Raw genomic sequence first — 25,660 nt, 5'->3', positions numbered from 1 at the left:
ACGCGGCTGCCGGGGGTCAGATCAGCCGTGCGTCACCGACCTCGGCCGCCGACGCGGGGAGGCCGTTGTCCTCGAGGATGGACACGAGCGAGCCGTCCTCGCGCATGGCCCCGATGTGCTCGTCCACGGCGCTGGCCAGGGCGTCGTTGCTCGGGTCGAGCAGCAGGCTCGTCTGCGAGGGCTCCTCGGTGGCCGGCACCCGCGGGTCGCTCTCGAGGACCTCGATCGCGAAGTCGGTGCCCTCGGTCGACTGGGCGGCAGCGCCGTAGCCGTCGAGGCCGATGTCGAGGCGGCCGGCGGTCAGGTCCTGCGCCAGGCTCAGCGAGTCGGGGTAGGTGCGCAGGTCGTCGCCGAGCAGCTCGCGCAGCGCGTCGACCCACAGGTAGCCCTCGACGGTGCCGACCTGCTTGCCGACCAGGTCGTCGACGGTGGAGACGCCGTCGGCGGACATGACGGTGAGCTCGTCGAGGTACACGGGAGCGCTCAGGGTGACGACCTCGCCGCGGGCGGCCGTGCGGTAGAAGCCGCCGACGGCGACGTCGACCCGGCCGGTCTCCACGGCCGGGACCGCGGTGGCGTAGGTGTAGGCCTCGTACTCGATCGTCAGGCACTCGTCGGCGGCGATCTCCTTGAGGATGTCGCTGTCGATGCCCTCGGCCTGGCCGCCCTCCTCGAAGGAGTACGGCGGGGTGTTGGTCAGGGCGACGGTGAGCACGCCCTCGCTGACCGTCTCGAACTCGTGGGCGGGCTCGCAGTCGGCGGCCACCTCGCTGGTCGGGTCCGATCCGCAGCCCACGAGGGCCACGGCGGAACCGAGGGCGAGGACGGCGGCGCTCAGGCGGTGCGTCTTCACGGTGATCTCCTCAGGACGAGCTGGCCCGACGGCGGGGTGCCGTCGCGCTGGGTGCGGGTGGAGCGGGGTGGTGCCGTCAGAGGTGGCGGGACAGCCGCCGTTCGGTGCGGTTGGTCAGCAGCCCGGCCGGGATGGTCACGGCCAGGTAGAGCAGGCCCGCGAGGACGAGGACGTCGAGGTAGCGGAAGGTGGCCGCGCCGATCGAGTAGGCCTGGCTGAGCAGCTCGACGACCGAGATCGTGAAGGTCAGCGAGGTGGCCTGGAAGATCAGGATCGCGAAGCCCATCAGCGACGGGAGCGCGATCCGGACGCCCTGCGGGACGACGACGAAGCGCAGCGTGTCGCGGTGCGACATCCCGAGCGCGCCGGCCGCCTCGGTCTCCCCGGCGGGCACCGCCTGCAGGCCGCCACGCAGGATCTCGCTGGTGTAGCCGGCGGTGGTGAGCGACAGGGCCGCCACCGCCGAGACGAACGCCGTCAGCGACAGCCCCGCCGACGGCAGCCCGTAGTAGACGAACTGCAGCATGACCAGCGCCGGCGTCCCGCGGCCGATCTCGACCAGGGTGATCGCCCCCCAGCGCACCGGGCGGGCCCGCGAGGAGCTCAGCAGCGCGAGGACCAGGCCCAGCGGGACGCCCAGCAGGAGGCTCACCGCGGTGAGCTCGACGCTGGTGACCAGCCCCTCGAGCAGCCGGGGCAGCCACTCGCCCCACGAGGTCAGCAGCCCCGTCATCGCGCGACCCTCGCCCGCAGCCGGGCGTCCAGGCCCCGCGACAGCCAGGCCAGCGGCGCGCTGAGCAGGATGTAGACCGCCGCGGCGACGAAGAACGGGGTGAGCCCGGCGCCCATCGAGCGGGCGCTCTGCGTCGCGCGGAACAGGATCTCGCTGACGCCGATCGCCGAGACGATCGTGGAGTCCTTGAGCAGGCTGATCGCGTAGGTCGTCACGGCCGGCAGGGAGACGCGGAAGGCCTGCGGCGCGACGACGCGGACGAGGGTGTCCGTGCCGCCCATGCCGAGCGCCGAGGCGGCCTCCCACTGGCCGCGGTGCACCGCCGACAGCCCGCCGCGGTAGATCTCGGCCAGGTAGCCGGCGGAGATGACGCCGAGCCCGATGATCCCGGCCTCGATCGGCTCGAGCCGGATGAGGTCGCGGCCGAGGCCGAAGAAGATGAGGAACAGCCACACGACCGGCGGGATCCCGCGGACGACGTCGATGACGACGCGGCCGAGCCAGCGCAGCGGCACCACCCGGGAGCGCCGGGCCGCCGCCAGGGGCACGGCCAGCACCGCGCCCAGGGCGAGCGCGGCGACCGTGACCAGCAGGGTGACCGGCACCCCGAGCAGCACCGCCTCGAGGACGTCCATCAGCGGTCGACCACCGCGCTGAGGAAGCGGCGGGCGCGCTCGGTGGACGGGCTGCGCAGCACCTGCTCCGGGGGGCCCTGCTCGAGGATCGCGCCGTCGGCCATGACGACGACGCGGTCGGCGACGTCGGCGGCGAAGTGGATCTCGTGGGTGACCACGACCATCGTCATGCCGTCAGCGGCGAGCTCCCGCATGACCGCGAGCACCTCGAGGCCCAGCTCCGGGTCGAGCGCGGAGGTCGGCTCGTCGAAGAGCATCACCTCGGGGTCGAGGGCCAGGGCCCGCGCGATGGCCACCCGCTGCTGCTGGCCGCCGGAGCAGCGGGAGGGGTAGGTGTCGGCCTTCGCGGCCAGGCCCACCCGCTCCAGCAGCCGGCGGGACCGCTCGTCGGCCTCCGCGCGGCTGCGGCCGAGCACCCGCTCCTGCGGCAGCGAGACGTTGCGGAGCACGGTCATGTGCGGGAAGAGGTTGAACGACTGGAAGACCATCCCGACGCTGCGGCGCAGGGCCGCGAGGTCGCGGCCGGCGACCCCGGCGCCCGGCTCGACGGCGCGGCCGACCACCTCGACCCGGCCGGAGTCGGCCCGCTCGAGCAGGTTGATGCAGCGCAGCAGGGTGCTCTTGCCCGACCCGCTGGGGCCGATGATCGCCACGACCTCGCCGCGGGCCACCGTCAGCGACACGTCCTTCACGACGACGAGGTCGCCGAACTGCTTGTGGATCCGGTCGAGGACGACGGCCGGCTCCTGCGCGACGGCGCTCATGCGGCTCCCTCCACGGCGGACAGGACGGCGTCGCGGACGGCGTCCACGTCGTCGTCGGTCATCGGGGTCGACAGGGCGAGCAGGCCGTTGGTGCCGGCCAGCACGCCGCGCTCGTACAGCCGCCACCAGGTGGCGCCGGGGTCGGGCAGCAGCAGGCGCACCAGCGAGCCGGAACCGCTCACCGGGACCCCGGAGGCGGCGAGCTCCTCGCGCAGGCGGTCGCCGCGGGCGTTGAGCGCGGCCACCTCCGCCGCCCCGAACAGCCGCAGCGCGGCGGCGCCCGTGCGCATGGTCACGGGGTTGGCGCTGAAGGTGCCGCCCCAGCTGACCGGGCCGTCGGTGAGGGGGCTGAAGGAGTCGAGCACCTCGGTGCGCCCGCCGACGCCGCCGACGGGGAAGCCGCCGCCCACCACCTTCCCGACGGTGACCAGGTCGGGCTCGACGCCGTAGCGCGCGTGCAGCCCGCCGACCTCCAGCCGCAGGGTGATGACCTCGTCGACGACGAGCAGCGCCCCGGCGCGGCGGGTGAGGTCGGCGGCGAGCTCGACGAAGGCCGGGTCGGCCGGGCGCAGGCCCGCCCGGTTGGGCATGAGGTCGACGAGGACGGCGGCGACCTCGCTCCCCCGGCTGCGCAGCAGGTCCGCGAGGGCGTCGGCGTCGCCCTGCGGGAGGGTGACCACCGAGTCGGTGACGCTGCCGGGGACGCCGGGAGCGGCCGGGTCGACGACGGCGTCGTAGGTGCCGTGGTAGCTGCCGGCGAACCGGACCACCAGGTCGCGGCCGGTGGCCGCGCGGGCGCCGCGCAGCGCCATCATCACGGCCTCGGTGCCGGAGTTGCAGAACCGCCAGCTCGGCAGACCCGTGCGCTCGCGCAGCAGCTCGGCGCACACCACCTCGGACTCCGTCGGCAGCCCGAAGGCCGAGCCCGCCGCCACCGCCTCGGTGGCCACCGCGACGAGCTCCGGGTGGGCGTGGCCGTGGATCAGCGCCGTGTAGTTGTTGTTGCAGTCGACGACCTGGTGGCCGGTGGCGTCGGTGACGACACAGCCGGCGCCGGACACCGCGTAGGGGGGGTGCGGCGGCACGAAGAGCGTGCTGCGGGTGTTGCCGCCGGGCATCACGCGGCGGGCGCGGTCCCGGAGCTCGGCGACCGTCACGGTGCCTCCTCGGTCGGTGGGGTGGGGACGGTCAGCCGGCGACGGTGCGGGACTGCTCGCGCATGAAGCCGGGCAGGTACCAGGGGCCGAGGCCGCCCTTGCCCGACGAGCCGCTGGCCTTCCAGCCGCAGAAGGACTGGATGCCGGGCCAGGCGCCGGTGGTCGCGCCCGCGCGCCGGTTGACGTAGACGACGCCGGCCTCGATCTCGTCGAGGAAGCGGTCGACCTCGTCCTGGTCGCCGGTGAACACGCCGGCCGACAGGCCGTAGTCGACGGCGTTGGCCTCCGCGATCGCCGCGTCGAAACCGTCGACCGCGGTGACGGTGACGAACGGCGCGAAGAGCTCCTCGCGCGTCAGCGGGTGCCCCGGCGGCAGGTCGGTGACGACCACCGGCCGGTAGAAGTTGCCGCTCAGCTCCCCGGCCCGCCCGCCGGTGACCACCCGGCCGTCGCGGGCCGCGGCGGCCAGGGCGTCGTCGATGCGGCGGCTGACGGCGTCGTCGGCGACCGGGCCCATGCCGGTGCGCGGGTCGGCCGGGTCACCGACGACGATCGCCTCGGCCGCGGCGGCCAGCTTCTCGAGCAGCTCGTCGGCGACGCTGCGGTCGACCACCACCCGGCGGCAGGCGCTGCACTTCTGGCCGGACAGGCCGAACGCCGAGCGGGCGATCCCGTGCGCGGCGTCGTCGAGGTCGGCGGTCGCGGTGACGATCGCGGGGTTGCTGCCGCCCATCTCGGCGAGCACCGGCCGGGCGTACGCACCCTGACCCAGCTCGCGCACCAGCTGCCACCCGACGGCGGCCGAGCCGGTGAAGGCGATCCCGTCGACGGCGGCGCCGGCCAGCGCGCGACCGGTGTCCGCCCCGCCGTGCACCACGTTGAGCACGCCGGCCGGGAGCGCGGCGCCGAGCAGCTCCCACGCCAGCGCCGTGGAGCGCGGCGTCTTGTCCGAGGGCTTGGCGACGACGGTGTTGCCGGTGACCAGGGCGGCCGCGGCCATGTTGACGGCCAGGGCGACCGGGAAGTTGAACGGCGCGATGACGGCGAAGACGCCGAAGGGGCGCAGCACGTCGGTGTTGCGCTCACCGGGGCCCGACCGCAGCGGGGTGACGAAGCCGTCGTTGCGCTCCATCTCGGCGCAGTAGTGCTCGACGAGGTCGACGGCCTCCTGGGCCTCGGCCAGCGCCTCGAGCCGGGTCTTGCCGGTCTCGGCGGAGACGACGCCGGCGATCTCGGCGGCACGGTCGGCGAACCCCGCCTTCGCCGCGCGCAGGGCGGCGATCCGGTCGGCGGGGGCGGTGGTCCGCCAGCCCCGGGAGGCCGCGCGGGCCGCGGCGACGGCGTCGGCCACCACGGCGTCGTCGGCGGTCCGGGCGGTGGAGACCACGGTCCCCGGGGCGCACGGGTCCTCGCGGGTGAAGGTGTCCCCGCGCTCGTCGGGCCGCCCGCCGATGACGTGGTCGAGCACGTCGGCGCCCTTCCGCGCCTCGGCGAGGGCGGCCTCGAAGCGCGCGTCGAGCGCGGCGTCGCCGAGGTCGGTCGATCCGTAGTCGAGCCTGGTGGTCACCGGGGACTCCTCAGTCGTCGGGTCGGTCAGGGGGTCTGCGTGGAGGCGTGGCCGACGGGGGCCCCGTCGGCGATGCGGGCCGGGTCCCAGCCCGGGTCGGTCGTGGCGAACGTCGGCTCGGCGGCGCCGGTCAGCGCCTCGGCGGCGACGCGACCGATCGCCGGGGCGAGCTGGATGCCGTTCCCGCCGCCACCCACCGCGCAGATGACGTCGGCGCGGGCGGGGTGGCGCCCGACGATCGGCCGGTGGTCGGGCGTCATCGGGTAGATGCCGGTCCAGCTGCGCCCGATGCCGGCGCCGTCGGTGTCGGTCAGGCGCTCGCCCATCCGCTCGACGAGCTCCTCGAGGAAGGCGTCGTCGACCCGGCCCAGCGGCACGTCCGGCGACACCGACTCGGCCACCGCCTCCTCCACGTGCAGGCCGGCGATGAGCTGGTCGGCGCGCTCGGAGCGGAAGTAGACGCCGGCCTGGCCGGAGCCGGGCACGTAGTCCATGACGAAGGGCAGCAGCGGGGTGAGCGGCGCGGCGAGCTCGACGGTCACCGCCCCGTGCAGCTGCGGCACCAGCGGCACCGGCGCGCCGAGCAGGTCGCCGACCACCCCGGCCCACGGTCCCGCGGCGTTGACCACGACGTCGGCCTCGACCGGCTCGCGGCCGGTGACCAGGCGCCAACCGCCGCCGGGCAGGGACTCCGCGCCGACGAGCGGGGTGCCGGGGAGCACCCGGCCGCCGCGCTCGCGGACCAGCCGGGCGGCCAGCGTGCAGTACTCGTAGCCGTCGATGTGGCCGTCGGAGGGCCCGTGCAGCCCGCCTGTGAGGTCGTCGACCACCAGCTGCGGCCAGCGCCGCGCGATCTCGGCGGCGTCGAGCACCTCGGCGTCGGGAACGCCGGCGTCGCGCTGCCGCCGCACGCTGCGCTCGTAGTCGGCGAGGTCGGCGTCGTCGTGGGCGGTGCGCAGGTAGCCGCCGCGGACGAACGTCAGCCCGTGGTCGCGCTCGACCGCGTCGTAGTAGCGGCGGCCGTGCGCCCGGACGGCGATGTCGGGCACCTCGACGTACTGCGTCTCGACCATGCCGACCGACAACCCGGAGGACCCGTCGCCGGGGTGGCGGGCGTCGAGGACGACGACGTCGCGCACGCCGAGCGCCTGGAGCTCCAGGGCGGTGGTCACCCCGCACACCCCGGCTCCCACGACGGCGACCCGGACATCCCCCACGACGGCTCCCTGCTGTTGACGGACGGCACTCCACGGACGGCGACCGGCCGTGACCGGACGTCGTCTGCGGGTGGTGGACGGACCGCTGCGGAGGGCCCGGCAGGTGGCTCCCGCGGGCCCTCGCACGCCCTCCCGGGCGGCGCGGTGGCGAAAACCTACAGTCCTGACGTTTTAGAGGTCAACGGCTGTTCGGGCGGTCGTTGCCGAGTCGTTGCGCGGGGTCCGCCGGGTCGCGGCGGGCGGGGTGCCGGGTCAGGCCCCTGGATCAGGCGGGGGCGTCGGCCGCGGGGAGCAGCACCAGCGACCAGCCGCGAGCGCCGGCCGGGACCGCGGTGCCGGCCGGGGCGCCGGCCGTGGCACGGGACCGCGGGGTCAGCCGCAGGCCGGTGCTGAGGTCGGGCGCGGTCGAGGCGACCACGCGGCCGTCGGCGTTCACCAGGACGGCGTCCTGCGGCAGCTCGTCGAGCGCGTCGGTGAGCTCGCCGACGAAGCGGGCGGTGGCGACGTCGAGCGCCACGACCCCGATCGCCCGGCCGCCGGCGCGCAGGGGCAGCCCTGCGGTGATCGTGAGGTCGTCGGTGCCCCACGCGTCGATGTAGGGGCCCGCGACGACGAAGCCGCCGGTGGTGCGGGGCACCGAGAACCACTCGGCGTCCCGGTAGTCGTAGAAGGCGTCGGAGGTGGGGTTGAGGTCGTGCCGCTTCTCGCTCACCACGCCGTTGCGGCTGACCCACCAGACCATCGCGAAGGCCTCCCCCGCCTCCGCCGGGCTCTGCGCGACGCAGCCGACGCCGGCCACCGACGGCGCCGCCCCGAGCGCGGCGGTGCAGTGCGGCGCCGCGACGTCGCGCAGCAGCGCGGTCAGCTCCCGGTAGCCGAGCGCGGGCACGTCCGCGCCGGACGCGGCCAGGCCGGCCTCGACCGGCCCCCGGACCCCCTCGAGAAGGGTGGCCAGGCCGTCGAGGTGGGTGCGGACCCGCGTGACGGCCCGCGCCACCGCGGTCCCCTGGTCGACGTCGTCCTGCGTCACCGCGCCGCCTCCCTCCCCGTCCCGGTGCCCGGCACCGCCGTCCGACCCCGCAGCCGGGACAGTCTGCGCGCGGTGTCGCCGGTCAGCTCGGTCACGACGCGGCGTGCCCGCTCGGCCTCCCCGCCGCGCACGCAGTCGGCGACCTCGGCCAGCCGCGCCCCGCCCTCGCGCCGGACGTCGGGGTCGGCGTAGACGAGGGCGAGCATGGGGGCGTACGTCACCTGCAGGTTGATCGCCTCGGTGCTCAGCCGGCGCGACCGGGCCGCGGCCGCGAGCGCGATGTGGAACCGGGCGTCGAAGCGGCGGGCGGTCGCCTCGTCCTCGGCGGCGGCCAGGCTGCCGGCCAGCGAGCCGAGGTGGCCGACGTCCTGGTCGGAGGCCCGCTCGGCGGCCAGCTCGGCGGAGGCGCCGGCGACGGCGGCGCGCCAGTCGGAGAGGTCGCGGAACTCCGGCGGGGGCATCGAGGCCAGCAGCGCCGACGCGTGCGCGACGTGCAGCGACTCGGACACCCGGACGAAGCTGCCGCCGCCGCGCCCGCGGCGGGTCTCGACGATGCCCTCCTCGCGCAGCGTCGCGAGCGCGTCCCGCAGGGTCCCCGGCGCGACGTTGAACTGGGCGGCGAGGTCGACCTCGGAGGGCAGCTGGGCGCCGTCGGGGAGCACGCCGAGGGCGACGGCCGTGCGCAGCCGGTTGACCACGGCCTCCGTGCGGCCGGGGGTGTCGAGCGGGCCGAAGAGCACGTCGCGGGTGAGCGTCGAGAGCACGTCGCGCATCCGGCCCCCTCCTCCGCCGCCGCCGTCGGGCGGCACTCTACGAGCCGCGACCGGTTCCGCCCTGTGCCGATCCGCCGTCCGCGCGCGAGGGGCTCCCACCGGGCCGGGAGGAGGAGCCTTCGTAGCGCTCTTGGCTGTCCGTGCCAGGGTGGGGCCGTGGGCAGCCGCGACGACGACCTCCGCTACGGCGGCATCACGCTCCTCGCCTCGCCCGAGGGCGGCCGCTACCCGTGCGGCAACTCGCTGCTGGTCGCGGGCACCGAGGCGACGGCGCTGGTCGACCCCTCGATCGAGGTCGGCCGGCGGGGGCGCGCCGTCGGTCCGGTCGACCTCGCGTTCGTCAGCCACGGGCACGAGGACCACGTCGCCGGCCTGCACGTCTTCCCCGAGGTGCCGGCGCACGCCCACCCGGCCGACGCCCCCGCGGTGCGCGAGACCGAGGCGCTGCTGGCCGGCTTCGGGATGGACGCCGCCGCCGCCGACACGTTCCGCGAGGAGCTGCGCGGCGACTTCGGCATCACCGGGCACGCCGACGTCCGCGAGGTGGCCGACGGCGACGTGATCGACCTCGGCGGGCGCACCCTGACCGTCGTCCACCTGCCCGGGCACACCGCGGGGCACTGCGGGCTGCTCGTGGAGCCCGACGGCTTCCTGTTCATCGGCGACATCGACCTCACCGGCTTCGGCCCGTACTACGGCGACGTGAGCAGCGACCTCGACGCGCTCGAGGCCTCGTTCGACCGGCTCCGCGGCATCGAGGCCCGGTGGTACGGCACCGCGCACCAGAAGGGCGTCGTCGAGGGGCGGGAGGCGTTCCTCGCCGCGCTGGACACCTACGCGGGCGTGGTCGCCCGCCGCGACGAGACGCTGCTGGGACTGCTCGCCGAGCGGCCGCGCACGGTGGCCGAGGTGGTGGCGCACCGGCTGGTGTACCGGCCGCACGTGCAGCTGCCGTTCGTGCCCACGGTCGAGCGGCGCACCGCCGAGCAGCACCTGGCCCGGCTGGAGCGCGCCGGGGTGGTGCGCGCCGAGGGCGGCACCTGGGCACTCACCTAGACCCGCAGGCCTAGGCCGGCGCGACCTCCACGCGGCCGCGGCCGCCGCGCTTGGCGCGGTAGAGCGCGCGGTCGGCGGCGGCGTAGAACTCGCGCATCCCGAGCGCCCGGCCGCCGGAGTGCGCCACGCCCACGCTCACCGACAGGGCCAGCAGGCTCCCGTCGGGCAGCGTCAGCGGCGTCGACAGCACGCTCTCCAGCAGCGACCCGGCCCGGTCGACCGCGACGTCGGCGCTGCAGCCGGGCAGGAGCACGGCCAGCTCGTCACCGCCGAGGCGGGACAGCACGGCGTCGCCGGCGCGGATCTGCCCCCGGATGACGCCCGCGAGGTGGACCAGCGCGTCGTCGCCCACCGGGTGCCCGTGCACGTCGTTGATCTGCTTGAACGAGTCGACGTCGAGGAGCATGAGCGCGGTGCCCTCGCCGGGGCCGGACCGGCGGCCGTCGAGCGCGACGGCGAGGGCGTCGTCGAACACGCGGCGGTTGACCAGGCCGGTCAGGGTGTCCACGGTGGCCTGCTGCTCCAGTGCCTCGACCAGCCGCTCCTGCACGGACCCGGCCCGCTCGAGCATGGACGCCACGACGGCGAGCACGGTGCCGGTGAGCAGCACGTCGGACAGCGCCACCTCCAGCGGGACCAGCAGCGGGACGACGGCGGCGTTGGCGACCACCGCGGCGGCGGTGACGACGGCGACCGCGGTGCGGCGCAGGTGCGAGGCGGCCCACAGCACCGGGAAGGCGAGGAAGGCCTGGGCGCCGGCGGAGGAGTCCTGGGTGAGCAGGTTGAGCCCGCAGGCCATGAGCGCGCCGGCGACCCCCACCGCCACGAAGACGCCGGCCCGGTCGAGCCGGCCGGGATCGGTGCGGCGCACGACGACGGCGAGGACGACGAGGAAGGCCACGCCCGCCCAGGTGGCCCCGACGGTCAGCGCGTTGGCCGCGTTCGCGCCGAAGGTGCTGACCACGGCCAGCACGCCGGCGGACACGGCGATCATCAGCACCAGGGACCGGGCGGCGGCACGCGGCTGCCGCGCACGGAGTCCCCGGGGAACGGCCACACCTGGTCTTCGGCAGGACGGGGCCGCTCCCCGAGCCGGGCCACCCCGAGGAGGGAGGTCAGTCCCGCGCGGGGGTGGGGACCTCCAGCTCGGCGAGCAGGCCGCGGACCCGGCGCTCGATCTCGTCGCGGATCGGCCGGACCGCCTCGACGCCCTTGCCGGCCGGGTCCTCGAGGGCCCAGTCGAGGTAGCGCTTGCCCGGGAAGACCGGGCAGGCGTCGCCGCAGCCCATGGTGATGACGACGTCGGAGGCCTCGACGGCCTCGGTCGTGAGGACCTTGGGCCGCTGGTCGGTGATGTCGATGCCGGCCTCGGCCATCGCCTCCACCGCCGAGGGGTTGACCCGGTCGCCGGGCAGGGAGCCGGCGGAGCGGACCTCGACGGCGTCGCCGGCGAGGTGCCGCAGCCAGCCGGCGGCCATCTGCGAGCGGCCGGCGTTGTGCACGCAGACGAACAGGACGCTGGGACGGGTCACGGGGTGCTCCTGACGGGGACGGTCGGGTCGCCGGGGAACCAGCGGGCGGCCCACAGCGAGACGTAGACGAGCGCGACGAGGACGGGGACCTCGATGAGCGGGCCCACCACGCCGGCCAGCGCCTGGCCGGAGGTGACCCCGAAGGTGCCGATCGCGACGGCGATGGCCAGCTCGAAGTTGTTGCCGGCCGCGGTGAAGGCCAGTGTGGCGGTCTTGGCGTAGCCGAGCCGCAGCCGCACGCCGAGCAGGAACGAGCCCCCGAACATGACCAGGAAGTAGGCCAGCAGCGGCAGCGCGATCCGCGCGACGTCCCAGGGGTTGGACGTGATGGCGTCGCCCTGCAGCGCGAAGAGCACGACGACGGTGAACAGCAGCCCGTACAGCGCGACCGGGCCGATCCGGGGCAGGAACCGCTGCTCGTACCAGGCGCGGCCGCGGGCCCGCTCCCCCAGCGCGCGGGTGAGGGAGCCCGCGGCGAGCGGGATGCCGAGGAAGACCAGTACCGAGACCACGATCGCCGCGACGGAGAACTCCGCCGACGTCGTCGGCAGGCCCATCCAGCCGGGCAGCACCTGCAGGTAGAACCAGCCGAGCGCGCCGAACGCCAGCACCTGGAAGACGGAGTTGACGGCGACCAGCACGGCGGCGGCCTCGCGGTCGCCGCAGGACAGGTCGTTCCAGATCAGCACCATGGCGATGCAGCGCGCGAGACCCACGACGACCAGCCCGGTGCGGTACTCGGGCAGGTCGGGCAGCAGCAGCCAGGCCAGGGCGAACATCAGCGCGGGGCCGACCAGCCAGTTCAGCACCAGGCTGGCCCCGAGCAGCCGGCGGTCGCCGGTGACCCGGTCGAGCTCGGAGTACCGGACCTTGGCCAGGACCGGGTACATCATCAGCAGCAGCCCGACCGCGATCGGCAGGCTGATCCCGCCGACCTCCACCACCGACAGGGCGTCGTCCAGGCCCGGCACCAGCCGGCCGAGCAACAGGCCCGAGGCCATCGCCGCGAGGATCCACACCGGGAGGAACCGGTCGAGGACCGACAGCCGCTGGAGGACCGGCGCCTCCGGCGGCGCGACCGGGGCCTCCCGGACCGGGTCGCTCACACCGGCACCACGGCGGCGTCGAACAGGCCGGCGACGGCGGCCAGCGCCTCGCGGCGCACGGCGTAGTACACCCACACGCCACGCTTCTCGCGGTCGAGCAGCCCCGCGGTGTGCAGCACCTTGAGGTGGTGGCTGATGGTGGCCTGGGTCAGGTCGAAGGCGGCGTTGAGGTCGCAGACGCAGGCCTCGCCGGTGTCGCTGCCGGCGATCAGGCTCACCAGCCGCAGGCGCACCGGGTCGGCCAGCGCCTTGAGCAGCCCGGCCACCTCCTCCGCGCGCTCGGCGGACATCGCGGTGCCGGTCAGGGGCGTGCAGCAGGCCGCCGGGTCGTTCACGGGTCCTCCATCGACGTCCGTCACTACGACGACGATCGTATTGACAGACGTCGATGTCAAGGCGCACGGTGGCCCGGACATCGACGAGCGTCGATGTCTCCCGACCCGAGGAGGTCCCCGTGTCCCGGATCCAGCTCGCCCTGCGCGTCGCCGACCTCGACGCCGCCGTCGACTTCTACGGCCGCCTGTTCGGCACCCCGCCGGCCAAGCGCCGTCCGGGCTACGCCAACTTCGCCGTCGCCGAGCCGCCGCTCAAGCTCGTCCTGCTCGAGGGCGAGGGCGAGGGCGGGGAGCCCACCCGGCTCGACCACCTGGGCGTGGAGGTGGCGAGCCCGGCGGAGGTCGCGGCCGCCACCGGACGGCTCGCCGACGCCGGCCTCGCCACGCGCACCGAGGAGCAGACCACCTGCTGCTACGCCGTCCAGGACAAGGTGTGGGTGACCGCGCCCGGCGGCGAGCCGTGGGAGGTCTACACCGTCACCGCCGACGCCCGGCCCGACCTGGAGGGCGCGACGACGACGGCCTGCTGCTGAGCCTCAGCCGCCCGCCCCGGCGGCCGTCTCGTCGGCCAGGGTCCGCAGCGCCCCGCGCACGCGGTCGGCCAGGCCGGCCGGGCAGCCGGGGTCGACGACGACGTCGTCGGCCCCGGCGGCCAGCAGCCGCGCCCGGGTGGCCCGGTCGGCCCGCGCGCACAGCACGAGCACCGCGGCGCCGGCCGGGCGCACGGCGGCCAGCCGGGCGAGCGCGTCCTCGCCGCGGGCGGCGACCAGCACGACGGCGTCCGGCGGCTCCCCCGGCCCGGCCGCCGCGAGACCGGCCCGCACCAGGGCGCCGCGCACCGCCCGCCCGAGGGCGGCCCCGCCGTCGACCAGCGCCACGGTGGTCCGGCCGGACCGGCCCGGGCAGCCGGCGGCGGCCCGCATCGCCGCGCCGGCCGCGGCCACCGCGTCGTCGAGCCCGTCCAGCGGCACCGGGCGGGCGAGGTGGTGGCCCTGCAGGTGGTCCACGCCCAGCTCCAGCAGCCTGGCCGCCTGGTCCCGGGTCTCCACGCCCTCGGCGGTGACCTCCAGGCCCAGGTCGTGGGCGAGGGTGACCATCGCGGTGAGGATCGCGGCATCCCCCGGGCCGGCGCCCATCTGCTGGACGAAGGTGCGGTCGACCTTGACGCCGTCGACGGGCAGGTCCTGCAGCCGGCCGAGGGAGGAGTACCCGGTGCCGAAGTCGTCGATCGCCACCCGGATGCCGGCCGCGCGCAGCTCCGCGAGCTGGCCGACCACCCGCGGGCCCGCCTCGAGGAACAGCGTCTCGGTGACCTCGAGCAGCAGCTGCCCCGGCCCGACGCCGGTGCGGGCCAGGATGTCGAGCACCGTCGTCGCGAAGTCCGGCTCGCGCAGCTGCACCGGCGAGACGTTGACCGCGACCGAGCGGCGCGGGTCGGCCGCCAGCCACGGGGCGAGCCCCCGGCAGGCGGCGCGCAGCACCTGCCGGCCGAGCGCGCGGACCAGCCCGCTGCGCTCGGCGACCGGGAGGAAGTCGGCCGGCAGGGCGAGCCCGGACGGGCGCGGCCAGCGGACCAGGGCCTCCACCCGGGTGGCCGCACGGGCGCCGACGTCGACCAGCGGCTGCAGGTGCACCACGAGCTCGTCGTGGTCGAGCGCCTGGCGCAGCCCGTTCTCGACGTCGGCGCGGGCGAGCACCGCCGTGGACATCGTCGGGTCGAACACCTCGTAGCGGCCCTTGCCGGCGCGCTTGGCCGCGTACATCGCGATGTCGGCCTGCTGGAGCAGCACCTCGGCGGGGACGGGCTCGCCGCCGGCCGCCCGGGCGACGCCGATGCTGCCGGTGGGCACCAGCTGCCGGTCGCCGAAGCGCACCGGGGTGTCCAGCGCCGCCCCGATCCGGCGGGCCACCTGCTCGCCGTGCGCCGCCTCGGCCAGCACGACGGCGAACTCGTCGCCGCCGAGGCGGGCCACGGTGTCCTCCGGGCGCACGCAGCGGGCCAGCCGCCCGGCGACCTCGACGAGCAGCCGGTCGCCGACCTGGTGGCCGAGCACGTCGTTGACGTCCTTGAAGTCGTCCAGGTCGACCAGGAGCACGCTGACGCCGGCCGGCGAGCGGGCGTCGAGGGCGTGCTGCAGCCGGTCGGCGAACAGCGCCCGGTTGGCCAGGCCGGTGAGCGGGTCGGTGAAGGCCATCCGGCGCAGCTGCTCGGCGCGGGCGGCGAGCTCGGCGGTGGCGCGGGCGGCGGCCAGCTCGGCGAGCTTGCGCTCGGTGACGTCGGTGGCGGTGCCGTGGACGCGCACCTCGGCGCCGTCGTCGTCGCGGACCACGGCTGCGCGGCAGCTCACCCACCCGACGCTGCCGTCGGCGCGCAGCACCCGGTGCTCGAGCGCGTAGTCCTCCCGGCCGGCCCGGACGTCGGCGAGCATCTGCAGCAGCTCGTCGCGGTCGTCGGGGTGGACCCGCGCCAGGTACCCCTCGACCGTGGGCACGAGCACGGCCGGCGGGATGCCGAAGATGCGGAACATGTCGTCGGACCAGGCGACGACGTCGCTGCGCACGTCCCAGTCCCACCGGCCCAGCCGGGCCACCCGCTGCGCCTCCAGCAGCCGCCGCTCGCTCTCCTGCAGGCGGGCCTCGATGGCCACCCGCTCGGTGACGTCCTGCGCGGTGCCCACGAGCAGCAGCGGGCTGCCGTCCTCGCCGCGGCTGACCGACCCGCGGGCCCGCACCCAGATGACCTCGCCGTCCCCGCACACGACCCGGTGGTCGAGGTCGAAGACCCCGCCGTCGGTGAGCGCGGCGAGGATCGCCCGCTCGGCCCGCGGGCGGTCGTCGGGGTGGACCATCTCCAGGCAGGTGGCGAAGGTCGGCGTCACCGACGGGTCGAGGCGGTAGACGGCGCGGAGCTCGTCGCTGAACAGGACGTCGCCGGTGCGGACGTCCCACTCCCAGCTGCCCAGGGCCGCCAGCCGCTGGGCCTCGGCCAGCCAGCGGCGGCTGCGCACGAGCGCCGTGGCGTCGTCCTCCCGCTGTCCGTCCAGGACGTCGTCGACCGCCGTGGTGGCGCCCGGCGCGGCTGCCCCGTCCATGCCACTCCCCGCTCCGCGGTCCCCGGATGTCCCCGCGAAGGGGCACACGCTAGGCGATGCTGAGCGCACGGAGGGGCACCGCGCGCACGAGCGGAGGGCGTGGGATTCGAACCCACGATGGGTGTGACCCCATAGCGGTTTTCAAGACCGCCGCCATCGGCCTCTAGGCGAGCCCTCCCGGCCGTCCGAGGCTATCCCGCACCCGCTCCCCGGGCGCGGGCATGGACACGGCGCCCGTGGTGTTGACCCGGAGTTGCCCCGCGAACGACCCGAGGACCCCTCCTGACCGACACCGCTCCCCAGCCGTCCACCGCCCGCCGCCGGGTGCGGCGCCCCGACGCCGCCCGCCCGCCCGTCCGGGACGCGTACGACCCGTACGACAGCGGCGACCGCGCCGCCGACCGTGCCGCCGACCGTGCCGCCGACCGTGCCGCCGCCCGGGAGGCCGCCCGCGCCGAGCGGGCCGCCCAGCAGCGCTGGGTCGAGGCCACCGCACCGGACCTGCCCGTGCGCGCCACCCCGCCGCGGCGGGTCGTCTTCCACCTGGGCCCCACCAACTCCGGCAAGACCTACGAGTCGCTGCAGGCGCTGGCCGCCGGCGGGTCCGGCGTCTACGCCGCGCCGCTGCGCCAGCTCGCGCACGAGGCCTACGCCAAGCTCTCCGCCCTGCTGCCCGAGGGCACCGTCGGCCTGTCCACCGGCGAGGAGGAGATCGACCCGGGCGCGCCCGTCCTGTGCTGCACCGTCGAGAAGGCCCCCATGGCCGGCGACATGCTCGTGCTCGACGAGTCGCACTGGGTCGCCGACCCCGACCGCGGGCACACCTGGGCGCGCCTGCTGCTCACCGGCGAGTACCGGGAGATGCACCTCATCGCCGCGGCCGAGGCGCACCCGCTGCTCGCGCCGCTGGTCGCCGACGCCGAGGACGTCGAGGTCGTGCACCACCGGCGGCTGTCGCGGCTCGACGTCCTGCGCGCGCCGGTCCGCACCACCGGCGTCCGGCCCCAGACGCTCGTCGTCGCCTTCTCCCGCAAGACCGTCTACGCCGTCGCCGCCGAGCTCGACCGGCACCGGCCCGGGAGGGTCGGCGTCCTCTACGGCGCGCTGCCCCCGGCCACCCGCCGCGAGGTCATCGAGCGCTTCACCTCCGGCGAGCTCGACGTCCTGGTGACCACCGACGTCATCGGCCACGGCATCAACGTGCCGGCCACCACCGTGCTGTTCGCCGAGACGACGAAGTTCGACGGCACCGAGCTGCGGCCGCTGCGCAGCTGGGAGGCCGCGCAGATCGCCGGCCGCGCCGGCCGCTACGGCCTGACCGGGCACGGCACGGTCGGGATCCTCACCGGCGTGCGCGGCCTGAAGCCGTCGGCGGCGCTGGTGTCCCTCGGCGCCGAGGTGGCCCGGGGGGACCGGCCGAGCGACCTGCCCGAGCGGATGCCGCGGCTGCGGCCCGAGCTCGACGACCTCGGGGCGCTGGAGCCCGTCGACCTGCCCGAGGCGCTGGTCCGCTGGCAGGCGTGGGCCCGGGCGGCCACCCGCGACCAGGCCGTCGCGCCCGACGACGTCACCGGCCTGGTGCTGCGGGTGCAGGCGCTGCTCCCGCTGCTGCGCGGCCCGCTCGGCGCGGCCGGCGACCTGCACACCGTCTGGCGGCTGGTCCGCCTGCCGATCGACTACGAGCCGCCGCGGCGCACCCGCTGGCTGCTGCTCGCCCGCGCGGCGCTGCGGCACGCCGTGGGCCTGCCGGTGCGGCCGGAGGTCGTGCTGCCCGACGTGCCGGTGGGCGGCAGCGTGGAGGAGTTCGAGCAGGCCGCCGCGGCCGCGCGCGACGCCCAGACGCTGCTGCGCCAGTTCCCCGGCGTCGCCGGGCTGGACGGCGACGACGCCGCCTGGGTCGAGGAGGAGTGCGCCGAGGCCATCAGCGAGCTGCTCCCCGACGCGATCGCGGTCAGCCGCTCGTCGGCCTGCGTCGAGTGCGGCACGCCGGTCGCGCCCTGGTTCTCCACCTGCCGCCCGTGCAGCGCCCCGCGCGGCCGCGGCTCCGACGGGCACCCCCGCACCGGCGGCCGGGACTCCCGTCGGGCGTCCCGCTCGGGCTCCCGGCAGGGCCGCCGGCCCACCCGCAGCGGCCGAGGCTGACCCGCCGGAGGCCGGCCGGACGGTCAGGCCTCCGGCGGCTCGCCCCGGGACAGCAGCCGGTCGTACACGACCGCGGCGAGGACGCCACCGACCACCGGCGCCAGCAGGTAGATCCACAGCGGCCCGACCTGACCGGCCAGCAGGTTGGGGCCGAGGGCGCGCGCGGGGTTCACCGCGCCGCCGGTGAGCCCGCCGACGGCGAAGATGCCGGCCGCCAGGGCGAAGCCGACGGCGACCGGGGCGATCGCGGACTCGGCGCGCTCGTCGGTGGCCACCGACACCACGACGAGCACCAGCACGAACGTCACCAGCGCCTCGGCCAGGAACGCCTGGCCGGCGGAGACGCCCTCCTGCGGCGTCGTCGCGCCGAGCAGCCCCTCCTCGCGCGCCGCGCTGCCGTAGACCGCCCACGTGGCGGCCGCGCCGAGCAGGCCGCCGACCAGCTGCGCCACGACGTAGATCCCGGCGGCCGGCCACGGGAAGCGCCGCGTCACGGCGAGCCCGAGCGTCACCGCGGGGTTGAGGTGGCAGCCCGAGACGTGCCCGAGGGCCGCGGCCAGCGCCACCAGCGTCAGCCCGAAGGCCAGCACCACACCGACCAGCTCGAAGAGGCTGTTGCCGGTGGCGGGTCCCGCGACCACGGTGCTCGTCCCGACGAACACCAGGATCGCCGTCCCGATCACCTCGGTGAGCGCCGCGCGCCCCAGCCGGTCCCCGATCCTGCTGCCGTAGAGGCCGGTGGACCCGGCCCGCCCGGTCGTCCTGCTCGACGCCATCGCCGTTCCCCGTTCCCGACGGCGCGCGCGCCCCGTCTGCCGGGGCGCCGGTAGCCGCTCCGGTGGAGGGGCAAACGGACGGTCGCGTGCCGCGAGGTCAGCGCGCCGGGTCCCCCGCGTCGGCCGGAGCGCCGGGCGCCTCCCGCCGCACCGGCGTCCCGGCCACGCCGTGCAGGTGGCAGGCGGCCACGTGCCCGGGCGCCGAGCCCACCGGCTGCAGCGCCGGGTCGACGTCGGGGCAGGGCTCGAACACGTCGGGGCAGCGGGTGCGGAACCGGCAGCCGCTGGGCACCCGGGCCGGGGAGGGCACGTCGCCGCGGAGCACGATCCGCTGCCGGGAGCGCTCCAGGGCCGGGTGCGGGAGCGGCACCGCCGACAGCAGCGCCCGCGTGTAGGGCATCTGCGGCTGCGCGGCGACGGCGGTCGCCGGCCCCACCTCGACCACCCGGCCCAGGTACATGACCGCGATCCGGTCGGAGACGTGCCGCACCGCCGAGAGGTCGTGCGAGATGAACAGCAGCGTGAGGCCGAGCTGCCGCTGCAGCCGGCGCAGCAGGTTGAGCACCTGCGCCTGGATGCTGACGTCGAGGGAGGCGATCGCCTCGTCGCAGACCAGGAAGTCCGGCTCCCCGGCCAGCGCCCGGGCGATGCCCACCCGCTGCCGCTGGCCGCCGGAGAACTCGTGCGGGTAGCGGGAGGCGACGGCGGGGTCGAGCCCGACCAGCTCCAGCAGCTCCCGCACCCGCGCGGCGCGCGCCTGCCGGCCGGGGTGCAGGCGGTGCACCTCGAGCGGCTCGGACACCGTCTGGGCCACGGTGCGCCGCGGGTCCAGCGAGGCGAACGGGTCCTGGAAGACCATGCCCGCCCGCCGCCGCAGGTCGCGCAGTTGCCGGCGCCCCATCGCGGTGACGTCGAGGCCGTCGAAGGTGACCGTGCCGCCGGTGGGCGGGACCAGCCGCAGCAGCGCGTTGCCCAGCGTGGACTTGCCGCAGCCGGACTCCCCCACCAGCCCGAGCGTCTCGCCGCGGTACACGTCGAGGTCGACGCCGTCGACGGCGCGCAGCGCCCCCGTCGTCCGCCGCAGCGCACCGCCCGAGCGGATCGGGAAGTGCACCTCCAGCCCCCGCGCGGAGACCAGGACGTCGCGCTGCCCCGGCCCGGCCGCGGACTCCCCGCCCAGGAACACCGTGCTCACCGCGCGCCCCCCTCCGTGCACCAGGTGGCCGCGCGGTGCGGCAGCCCCTTCGACAGCCCGGCGCCGACCACCTGCAGCGGCGGCTGCTCGGTCTCGCAGCGTGCGTCGCCGCGCACCGGGCAGCGCGGCCAGAAGACGCACCCGGTCGGCAGGTCCGTGGGCGCCGGCGGCGTGCCGGGGATGGTGGCGAGCTCGCCGCCGTCGTCGGCGGCGAGGTCCGGCAGCGCCCCGAGCAGGCCGCGCGTGTACGGGTGCGCGGGCCGCTCCAGGACGTCGTCGACCGTGCCGTCCTCCACGCACCGCCCGCCGTACATGACCAGCACGCGGTCGGCGATGCCGGCGACGACGCCGAGGTCGTGGGTGATCCAGATGACCCCGGTGCCGTGGTCGGCCTGCAGTGTCTCGACCAGGTCGAGGATCTGCGCCTGCACCGTGACGTCGAGCGCGGTGGTGGCCTCGTCGGCGATGAGCAGCGCGGGGCTGTTGGCGAGCGCGATCGCGATGACCACCCGCTGCCGCATGCCGCCGGACAGCTCGTGCGGATAGCGGTCGAGCGCGCCCTGCGGGTCGGGCAGGCCCACCTCGGCCAGCAGCCCGGCCGCCCGCTCGCGCGCCGCCGCCTTGGACACCTCGCCGTGCGCGCGGATCCCCTCGACCAGCTGCCGCCCGACGGTCAGCACCGGGTTCAGCGAGGTCATGGGGTCCTGGAACACCATGCCGACGCCGGGGCCGCGCACCTGCCGCAGCCGCTCGGGCGACATGGTGAGCAGGTCCTCGCCGTCGAGCCGGGCGCTGCCGGTGACGGTCGCCACCCGCTCGGGGAGCAGGCCGAGCAGCGCCAGCACCGAGACGCTCTTGCCGCTGCCGGACTCCCCGACGACGGCGACCGTCTCGCCGCGGCCCACCGTGTAGCTCAGCCCGTTGACCACCGCGGCCGGGCCGCGCGGGGTGCGCAGCCGGACCCGCAGGTCCTCGACCTCCAGCAGCGGGGCGCTCACCGGCCGCCCCCGGCCATGAGGGTGCGCTGGCGCGGGTCGAGGACGTCGCGCAGGCCGTCACCGAGCAGGTTGAAGCACAGCACGGTCAGGAAGATCGCCATCCCGGGGAAGAACGCCAGCCACCAGGCGATGTCGATGAAGCCGCGGCCCTCGGCGAGCATCAGACCCCAGGAGGGGTTGGGCGGCTGGGTGCCCAGGCCGAGGAAGGACAGCGCCGCCTCCGCCAGCACGGCGAACGCCAGGCTGATCGAGGTCTGCACGATGATCGGCGGGGCGGCGTTGGGCAGCACGTGCCGGGTGAGCAGCCGCCAGTCCGAGGCGCCCACCGAGCGCGACGCCCGCACGTAGACCTCCTCGCGCACGCCGAGGACGCTCGCCCGCGTCACCCGGGCGAAGACCGGGACGTAGACGATCCCGATGGCCAATGCGGTGTTGCCCGCCCCCGGGCCGCGCACCGCGAGCACCGCGATGGCCAGCAGCACGGCGGGGAAGGCGAACAGGACGTCCATGGCCCGCATGAGGACGTCGTCCACCCAGCGGCCGTAGAAGCCGGCCAGCAGCCCGACGAGGGCGCCGACGACGAGCGCGAACGCGACGGCGAGGAACCCGACGCGCAGCGAGACCCCGGCCCCCAGGACCACCCGGCTCAGGATGTCGCGGCCGAGGTCGTCGGTGCCGAAGGGGTGGGCCCAGCTCGGCGCCTGCAGCCGGTCCTCGACCGAGATCTCGTTCGGCCCCTCCGGCGCGACGGTCTCGTCGAACACCGCGAGGAGCACGAGCAGCACGAGGAAGGCGGCCGCGGTCGCCGCCGTCGGGTTGCGGGCCAGCAGGCCGAGGGTCTCCCGCCACCGCGGCCGGGGTGCCCGCGGCGCCGGGGGCGCGCCGGCCTCGGAGCCGGCGCCAGGGCCAGCGCCGGCGCCGGGGCCGGGGCCGGGGCCGGGGCCGGGTCGGGTGTCGGTCACCTGCGGATCCTCGGGTCGATGGCGGTGTAGAGCAGGTCCACCACCAGGTTGATCACCAGGAAGGTCACGGCGAACAGCAGGATCGCGCCCTGCAGCACCGGGTAGTCGCGGGCCTGGACGGCCTGCAGCGCGAGCTGTCCCAGCCCCGGCCAGGAGAAGACGATCTCCACCACGACCACGCCGGAGAGCAGGTAGGCCAGCTGCACGCCGGTGACGGTGACCAGCGGCAGCAGCGCGTTGCGCAGCACGTGCCAGGTGAACACCTGCCGCCGCGGCAGCCCCTTGGCCTGGGCGGTGCGCACGTGGTCGGCGCCCAGGGCCTCGAGCACGCTCGACCGCACGAACCGGGTGATCACCGAGCCGGACACCACCCCGGTGACGACGGCCGGCAGGAGCAGCCGCTGCGCCCAGCCGGCCGGGTCCTCCGTCAGCCCGACGTAGCCGCCCGAGGGCAGCCAGCCCAGCGTCCCGGCGAACACCAGGATCAGCACGATCGCCATCCAGAACTCCGGCACCGAGATGCCGATCTGGCTGAGCACCGTGGCCACCCGGTCGACCAGCGAGCGCGGCCGCAGCGCCGAGATCGTGCCGAGCGGGACCGCGATCAGCAGCGCCACGAGGATCGAGGCGAACGCCAGGGTGAGCGTGGCCGGCAGTCGCTCCGCGATCAGCGAGGTGACGGTCTCGCCGCTGCGGAAGCTGACGCCGAGGTCACCGGTGAGGGCCCGGCCCGCCCAGCTGAGGTACTGCTGCACCAGGGGCTGGTCCAGCCCGGACCGGGCCAGCAGCGCGTCGTAGGTCTCCTGGTCGAACCGGGTGCCCAGGGCCAGCCGGATCGGATCGCCCGGCACCAGCTGGACGAGGGCGAAGACGATGACGCTCACCCCCGCCAGGACGACGAGCGCCTGGCCGACCCGGCGGAGGACGTAGCCGCTCAGGGCAGCTCCACCGTCTCGAAGTTGATCGCCTTGTCCGCGCGGATCTGGTAGCCCCGCAGCCCCGGCGCCCAGGCCTGCACGACGTCGGGGTTGTAGAGGTACAGGTAGGAGACGTCGTCGACGATGATCTGCGCCGCCTGGTCGTAGATCTGCTTGCGCGCGTCCTCGTCGGTCTCCACCGCGCCCTGCTGCAGCAGCTGGTCGACCTGCGGGTTGCTGTAGCCCTGGTAGTTGTTCGGGCCGTCGGTCTGGTGCTGCTCCTGGTAGTAGGCCGCCGGGTCGAGGTTGCCGAGCCAGCCGAGGTAGAAGGCGTCGAAGTCGCCCTGGCCCTGCCGGTCGAGCCAGGTGGCGAAGTCCAGCGTCTCGATGTTCACGGTCACGCCGATCTCGTCGAGCTGGCTGGCGATCACCTGCGCGGCGGTGACGGTCTCGGGGAACTCGTCGGTGACCATCAGGCCCATCGTCAGCGGCGTCTGGACCCCGGCCTGCTCGAGCAGCTGGCGGGCCTGGTCGACGTCGCGCTCGAACGGCGCGTAGTCGAGGTGGAAGAAGCTGTCCTCGGGGATCGCCGTCTGGTTGGCCTGCGCGGCGCCGAACCACGCGGCCTCGGCGACGGCCTCCCGGTCGACGGCGAGGGAGATCGCCCGCCGGACGTCGCGGTTGTCGAACGGCGGCCGGGCGTAGTTCATGGACAGGTACCAGTAGTCGACGCTCGGCGTCGTCTGCAGCTCGACAGTGTCGTCGTCGGCCAGCGACTCGATCTGCTGCGGCGGCACGTTGTCGGTCCACTGCACCTCGCCGTTCTGCAGCGCGGTCAGCGCCGCGGCCGGCTCGGTGATGTAGCGGAACTCGACGCCGCCGACGCTCGGGGCGCCGCCCCAGTGGTCCTCGTAGGCGGTCAGCACGGTGCTGCTCGCGTCGGTGCTCTCCAGCCGGAACGGGCCGGTCCCGTTGGCCTCGGTGGTGAGGTCGATGTCCTCGGCCGCGCCCTCGGGGAGGATCGCCATGCCCTTGAACGCGCCGATCCGCTCGAGCAGGTTCGGGGTGGGCTGGCTGAGCGTGAGGACCACCGTCCGCGGGTCGGGCGCCTCGACGGCGGTGACCGTCTCGAACCGGTAGGAGTTCTGCAGCTCCTCGTCGATGATCCGCCGGTAGGAGTAGACGACGTCGGCGGAGTCGAACTCGCTGCCGTCGTGGAAGGTGACGCCCTCGCGGAGCGTGAAGGTCCAGGTCAGGCCGTCGTCGCTGGTCTCCCAGCTCTCGGCCAGGCTCGGCTCCATCGTGAGGTCCTCGGCGTTGGGGACCACGAGGGTGTCGTAGACGTTCTCGAGCACCTGGAAGCTCGGGTAGGCCGTCGTCTGGTGCGGGTCGAGCTGGTCGGGCTGGGCCGCGACGGCGGCGACGAGCGTGCCGCCCTCGCCGCCGCCCCCACCGCCTCCGCCTCCGCCTCCGGTGTCGACGCTCTCCCCGCCGCCGCAGGCGGACAGCAGCAGGGCCGCGGCCGCGGCGAGGGGCAGGAGCCGGTTCGTGCGCACGGGGACCTCCGGAGCTCGTCGGCGTCGTCCCTGCCGACCCTGGCCCCGACCGCGCGGCCCCGCGAACCGAAACGGTGATCGTTACGTTTCCGCCACCCGCCACCCGCCGCCCTCAGGCGGCGATGCGCTCCCCGTCGCCGGCGCGGAACAGGTGCACCGAGCCCGGCCGCGGGGCCACCCGGACGACGTCGCCCTTCTGCGGCGGGCGGCGGCCGTCGACACGGGCGGTGACGACGTGCGTGTCGCCGCCGAGCCGGGCGCGGCCGTAGACGTAGGCGTCGGCGCCGAGCTCCTCGACGACGTCGACCTCCACGGCCAGCCCCTCGGCCGCGAGCTCGAGGTCCTCCGGGCGCACTCCCAGCACGACCTCGGCCGCGTCGGCGGAGCCGAGGGCCTCGCGGGCCACCGGCACGAGCTGGTCGCCGAGGCGCACGCCGCCGTCGGCCACGGGGAGGGTGAACAGGTTCATCGCCGGGGAGCCGATGAACCCCGCGACGAAGACGTTGCGCGGCCGGTCGTAGAGCTCCCGCGGGCGGCCCGCCTGCATGAGCACCCCGTCCTTGAGCACGGCGACCCGGTCGCCCATGGTCATGGCCTCGGTCTGGTCGTGGGTGACGTAGACCGTGGTCACGCCGAGCCGGCGCTGCAGCGAGGCGATCTGGGTGCGGGTCTGCACCCGCAGCTTGGCGTCGAGGTTGGACAGCGGCTCGTCCATGAGGAAGACCTGCGGCTGGCGGACGATCGCCCGGCCCATGGCCACGCGCTGCCGCTGGCCGCCGGAGAGCGCCTTGGGCCGCCGGTCGAGGTACTGCTCGAGGTCGAGCATCCGGGCCGCCTCGGCCACCCGCTCCCGGATCTCCGCCTTCGGCACCCCGGCGATCCTCAGCGCGAAGCCCATGTTGTCGCCGACGGTCATGTGCGGGTACAGCGCGTAGTTCTGGAACACCATCGCCACGTCGCGGTCCTTGGGCGCGGCGTCGGTGACGTCGCGGCCGCCGATGAGGATCCGCCCGGCGTCCACCCGCTCCAGGCCGGCGAGCATCCGCAGCGACGTGGACTTGCCGCAGCCCGACGGCCCGACGAGGACGAGGAACTCGCCGTCGGCGACCTCGAGGTCGAGCGCGTCGACGGCGAGGCGGTCGGCCCCGTCGTAGACGCACGTCGCGGAGTCGTAGGTGACGGTCGCCATCGCGGGTCCTCCGGGGACGGGAAGGGGCACGGGCAGCCATTTCCCGCGCACGCCGGGACGGCGCCCGGCACGCCG

At 75.7% G+C, this 25,660-nt stretch carries 24 protein-coding genes and 1 tRNA gene; 3 read left to right on the top strand and 22 right to left on the bottom strand.

Going from position 1 to position 25,660, the window contains the following annotated elements; translation table 11 throughout:
* Positions 1 to 16 precede the first annotated feature (16 nt).
* From ACI79X_RS12310 to ACI79X_RS12270, 9 genes are all read right to left on the bottom strand, one after another.
* Positions 17 to 853, bottom strand: coding sequence for a substrate-binding periplasmic protein (locus ACI79X_RS12310; protein WP_457025686.1), 837 nt, complete (start codon positions 851 to 853; stop codon positions 17 to 19).
* 76 nt (positions 854 to 929) lie between these two features.
* Complete coding sequence (locus ACI79X_RS12305) at positions 930 to 1,586, bottom strand: amino acid ABC transporter permease (protein ID WP_457025685.1); 657 nt, start codon at positions 1,584 to 1,586, stop codon at positions 930 to 932.
* Positions 1,583 to 2,221, bottom strand: a complete 639-nt coding sequence (locus ACI79X_RS12300; RefSeq protein WP_457025684.1) for an amino acid ABC transporter permease — start codon at positions 2,219 to 2,221, stop codon at positions 1,583 to 1,585. The genes ACI79X_RS12305 and ACI79X_RS12300 overlap by 4 nt, the downstream gene beginning before the upstream one ends.
* Entirely contained in the window at positions 2,221 to 2,985 is a 765-nt protein-coding gene (locus tag ACI79X_RS12295; RefSeq protein WP_457025683.1) for an amino acid ABC transporter ATP-binding protein, read from the bottom strand. The genes ACI79X_RS12300 and ACI79X_RS12295 overlap by 1 nt, the downstream gene beginning before the upstream one ends.
* Positions 2,982 to 4,142 (bottom strand): aminotransferase class III-fold pyridoxal phosphate-dependent enzyme, encoded by a 1,161-nt coding sequence (locus ACI79X_RS12290; protein WP_457025682.1) that lies wholly within the window; start codon positions 4,140 to 4,142, stop codon positions 2,982 to 2,984. Before ACI79X_RS12290 ends, ACI79X_RS12295 begins: the two co-directional genes overlap by 4 nt.
* Before the next feature lie 31 nt (positions 4,143 to 4,173).
* The gene (locus ACI79X_RS12285; protein WP_457025681.1) at positions 4,174 to 5,709 is read right to left on the bottom strand and encodes an aldehyde dehydrogenase family protein; all 1,536 of its coding nucleotides are present in this window, start codon (positions 5,707 to 5,709) and stop codon (positions 4,174 to 4,176) included.
* Positions 5,710 to 5,735: 26 nt separating this feature from the next.
* The gene (locus ACI79X_RS12280; RefSeq protein WP_457025753.1) at positions 5,736 to 6,902 is read right to left on the bottom strand and encodes an NAD(P)/FAD-dependent oxidoreductase; all 1,167 of its coding nucleotides are present in this window, start codon (positions 6,900 to 6,902) and stop codon (positions 5,736 to 5,738) included.
* 289 nt (positions 6,903 to 7,191) lie between these two features.
* Entirely contained in the window at positions 7,192 to 7,956 is a 765-nt protein-coding gene (locus tag ACI79X_RS12275) for a cache domain-containing protein (protein ID WP_457025680.1), read from the bottom strand.
* The gene (locus tag ACI79X_RS12270; protein WP_457025679.1) at positions 7,953 to 8,729 is read right to left on the bottom strand and encodes a FadR/GntR family transcriptional regulator; all 777 of its coding nucleotides are present in this window, start codon (positions 8,727 to 8,729) and stop codon (positions 7,953 to 7,955) included. Before ACI79X_RS12270 ends, ACI79X_RS12275 begins: the two co-directional genes overlap by 4 nt.
* 156 nt (positions 8,730 to 8,885) lie before the next feature.
* On the opposite strand from ACI79X_RS12270, the gene ACI79X_RS12265 reads away from it, so the two are divergent.
* Positions 8,886 to 9,785 (top strand): MBL fold metallo-hydrolase, encoded by a 900-nt coding sequence (locus tag ACI79X_RS12265; protein ID WP_457025678.1) that lies wholly within the window; start codon positions 8,886 to 8,888, stop codon positions 9,783 to 9,785.
* A gap of 10 nt (positions 9,786 to 9,795) precedes the next feature.
* Here ACI79X_RS12265 and ACI79X_RS12260 read toward each other — a convergent pair whose 3' ends face one another.
* The 4 genes from ACI79X_RS12260 to ACI79X_RS12245 all read right to left on the bottom strand — a co-directional run bounded on the left by ACI79X_RS12260 (position 9,796) and on the right by ACI79X_RS12245 (position 12,758).
* Positions 9,796 to 10,779, bottom strand: a complete 984-nt coding sequence (locus ACI79X_RS12260) for a GGDEF domain-containing protein (RefSeq protein WP_457025677.1) — start codon at positions 10,777 to 10,779, stop codon at positions 9,796 to 9,798.
* 121 nt (positions 10,780 to 10,900) lie between these two features.
* On the bottom strand, positions 10,901 to 11,317 hold the full coding sequence (locus tag ACI79X_RS12255) for an arsenate reductase ArsC (protein WP_457025676.1): 417 nt from the start codon (positions 11,315 to 11,317) through the stop codon (positions 10,901 to 10,903).
* On the bottom strand, positions 11,314 to 12,423 hold the full coding sequence (arsB, locus tag ACI79X_RS12250; protein ID WP_457025675.1) for an ACR3 family arsenite efflux transporter: 1,110 nt from the start codon (positions 12,421 to 12,423) through the stop codon (positions 11,314 to 11,316). Before arsB ends, ACI79X_RS12255 begins: the two co-directional genes overlap by 4 nt.
* Complete coding sequence (locus ACI79X_RS12245) at positions 12,420 to 12,758, bottom strand: metalloregulator ArsR/SmtB family transcription factor (protein ID WP_457025674.1); 339 nt, start codon at positions 12,756 to 12,758, stop codon at positions 12,420 to 12,422. The genes arsB and ACI79X_RS12245 overlap by 4 nt, the downstream gene beginning before the upstream one ends.
* 119 nt (positions 12,759 to 12,877) lie before the next feature.
* Between ACI79X_RS12245 and ACI79X_RS12240 the strand changes: the two genes are divergently transcribed.
* Positions 12,878 to 13,291 (top strand): ArsI/CadI family heavy metal resistance metalloenzyme, encoded by a 414-nt coding sequence (locus tag ACI79X_RS12240; protein WP_457025673.1) that lies wholly within the window; start codon positions 12,878 to 12,880, stop codon positions 13,289 to 13,291.
* Positions 13,292 to 13,294: 3 nt separating this feature from the next.
* Here the strand turns inward: ACI79X_RS12240 and ACI79X_RS12235 are convergent, their stop codons facing one another.
* Positions 13,295 to 15,850, bottom strand: a complete 2,556-nt coding sequence (locus ACI79X_RS12235; RefSeq protein WP_457025672.1) for a putative bifunctional diguanylate cyclase/phosphodiesterase — start codon at positions 15,848 to 15,850, stop codon at positions 13,295 to 13,297.
* A 91-nt stretch (positions 15,851 to 15,941) separates the two neighbouring features.
* A tRNA-Ser gene (locus ACI79X_RS12230) sits at positions 15,942 to 16,028 on the bottom strand.
* Positions 16,029 to 16,174: 146 nt separating this feature from the next.
* Between ACI79X_RS12230 and ACI79X_RS12225 the strand changes: the two genes are divergently transcribed.
* On the top strand, positions 16,175 to 17,992 hold the full coding sequence (locus ACI79X_RS12225) for a helicase-related protein (protein WP_457025671.1): 1,818 nt from the start codon (positions 16,175 to 16,177) through the stop codon (positions 17,990 to 17,992).
* A 23-nt stretch (positions 17,993 to 18,015) separates the two neighbouring features.
* Here ACI79X_RS12225 and ACI79X_RS12220 read toward each other — a convergent pair whose 3' ends face one another.
* The 7 genes from ACI79X_RS12220 to ACI79X_RS12190 all read right to left on the bottom strand — a co-directional run bounded on the left by ACI79X_RS12220 (position 18,016) and on the right by ACI79X_RS12190 (position 25,585).
* Positions 18,016 to 18,768, bottom strand: a complete 753-nt coding sequence (locus ACI79X_RS12220) for an MIP/aquaporin family protein (protein ID WP_457025670.1) — start codon at positions 18,766 to 18,768, stop codon at positions 18,016 to 18,018.
* 97 nt (positions 18,769 to 18,865) lie between these two features.
* The gene (locus tag ACI79X_RS12215; protein ID WP_457025669.1) at positions 18,866 to 19,963 is read right to left on the bottom strand and encodes an ABC transporter ATP-binding protein; all 1,098 of its coding nucleotides are present in this window, start codon (positions 19,961 to 19,963) and stop codon (positions 18,866 to 18,868) included.
* Positions 19,960 to 20,961, bottom strand: coding sequence for an ABC transporter ATP-binding protein (locus ACI79X_RS12210; RefSeq protein ID WP_457025668.1), 1,002 nt, complete (start codon positions 20,959 to 20,961; stop codon positions 19,960 to 19,962). Before ACI79X_RS12210 ends, ACI79X_RS12215 begins: the two co-directional genes overlap by 4 nt.
* Positions 20,958 to 21,923, bottom strand: coding sequence for an ABC transporter permease (locus tag ACI79X_RS12205; RefSeq protein ID WP_457025667.1), 966 nt, complete (start codon positions 21,921 to 21,923; stop codon positions 20,958 to 20,960). Before ACI79X_RS12205 ends, ACI79X_RS12210 begins: the two co-directional genes overlap by 4 nt.
* The gene (locus ACI79X_RS12200) at positions 21,920 to 22,861 is read right to left on the bottom strand and encodes an ABC transporter permease (protein ID WP_457025752.1); all 942 of its coding nucleotides are present in this window, start codon (positions 22,859 to 22,861) and stop codon (positions 21,920 to 21,922) included. Before ACI79X_RS12200 ends, ACI79X_RS12205 begins: the two co-directional genes overlap by 4 nt.
* Positions 22,858 to 24,396, bottom strand: coding sequence for an ABC transporter substrate-binding protein (locus tag ACI79X_RS12195; protein ID WP_457025666.1), 1,539 nt, complete (start codon positions 24,394 to 24,396; stop codon positions 22,858 to 22,860). Before ACI79X_RS12195 ends, ACI79X_RS12200 begins: the two co-directional genes overlap by 4 nt.
* A gap of 112 nt (positions 24,397 to 24,508) precedes the next feature.
* The gene (locus ACI79X_RS12190; protein ID WP_457025665.1) at positions 24,509 to 25,585 is read right to left on the bottom strand and encodes an ABC transporter ATP-binding protein; all 1,077 of its coding nucleotides are present in this window, start codon (positions 25,583 to 25,585) and stop codon (positions 24,509 to 24,511) included.
* Positions 25,586 to 25,660 lie beyond the last annotated feature (75 nt).

It is taken from the genome of Geodermatophilus sp. SYSU D01119 (assembly GCF_054049975.1).
The sequence above is the reverse complement of the archived record's forward strand: the minus strand, read 5'-3'. Positions and strand labels throughout refer to the sequence as shown.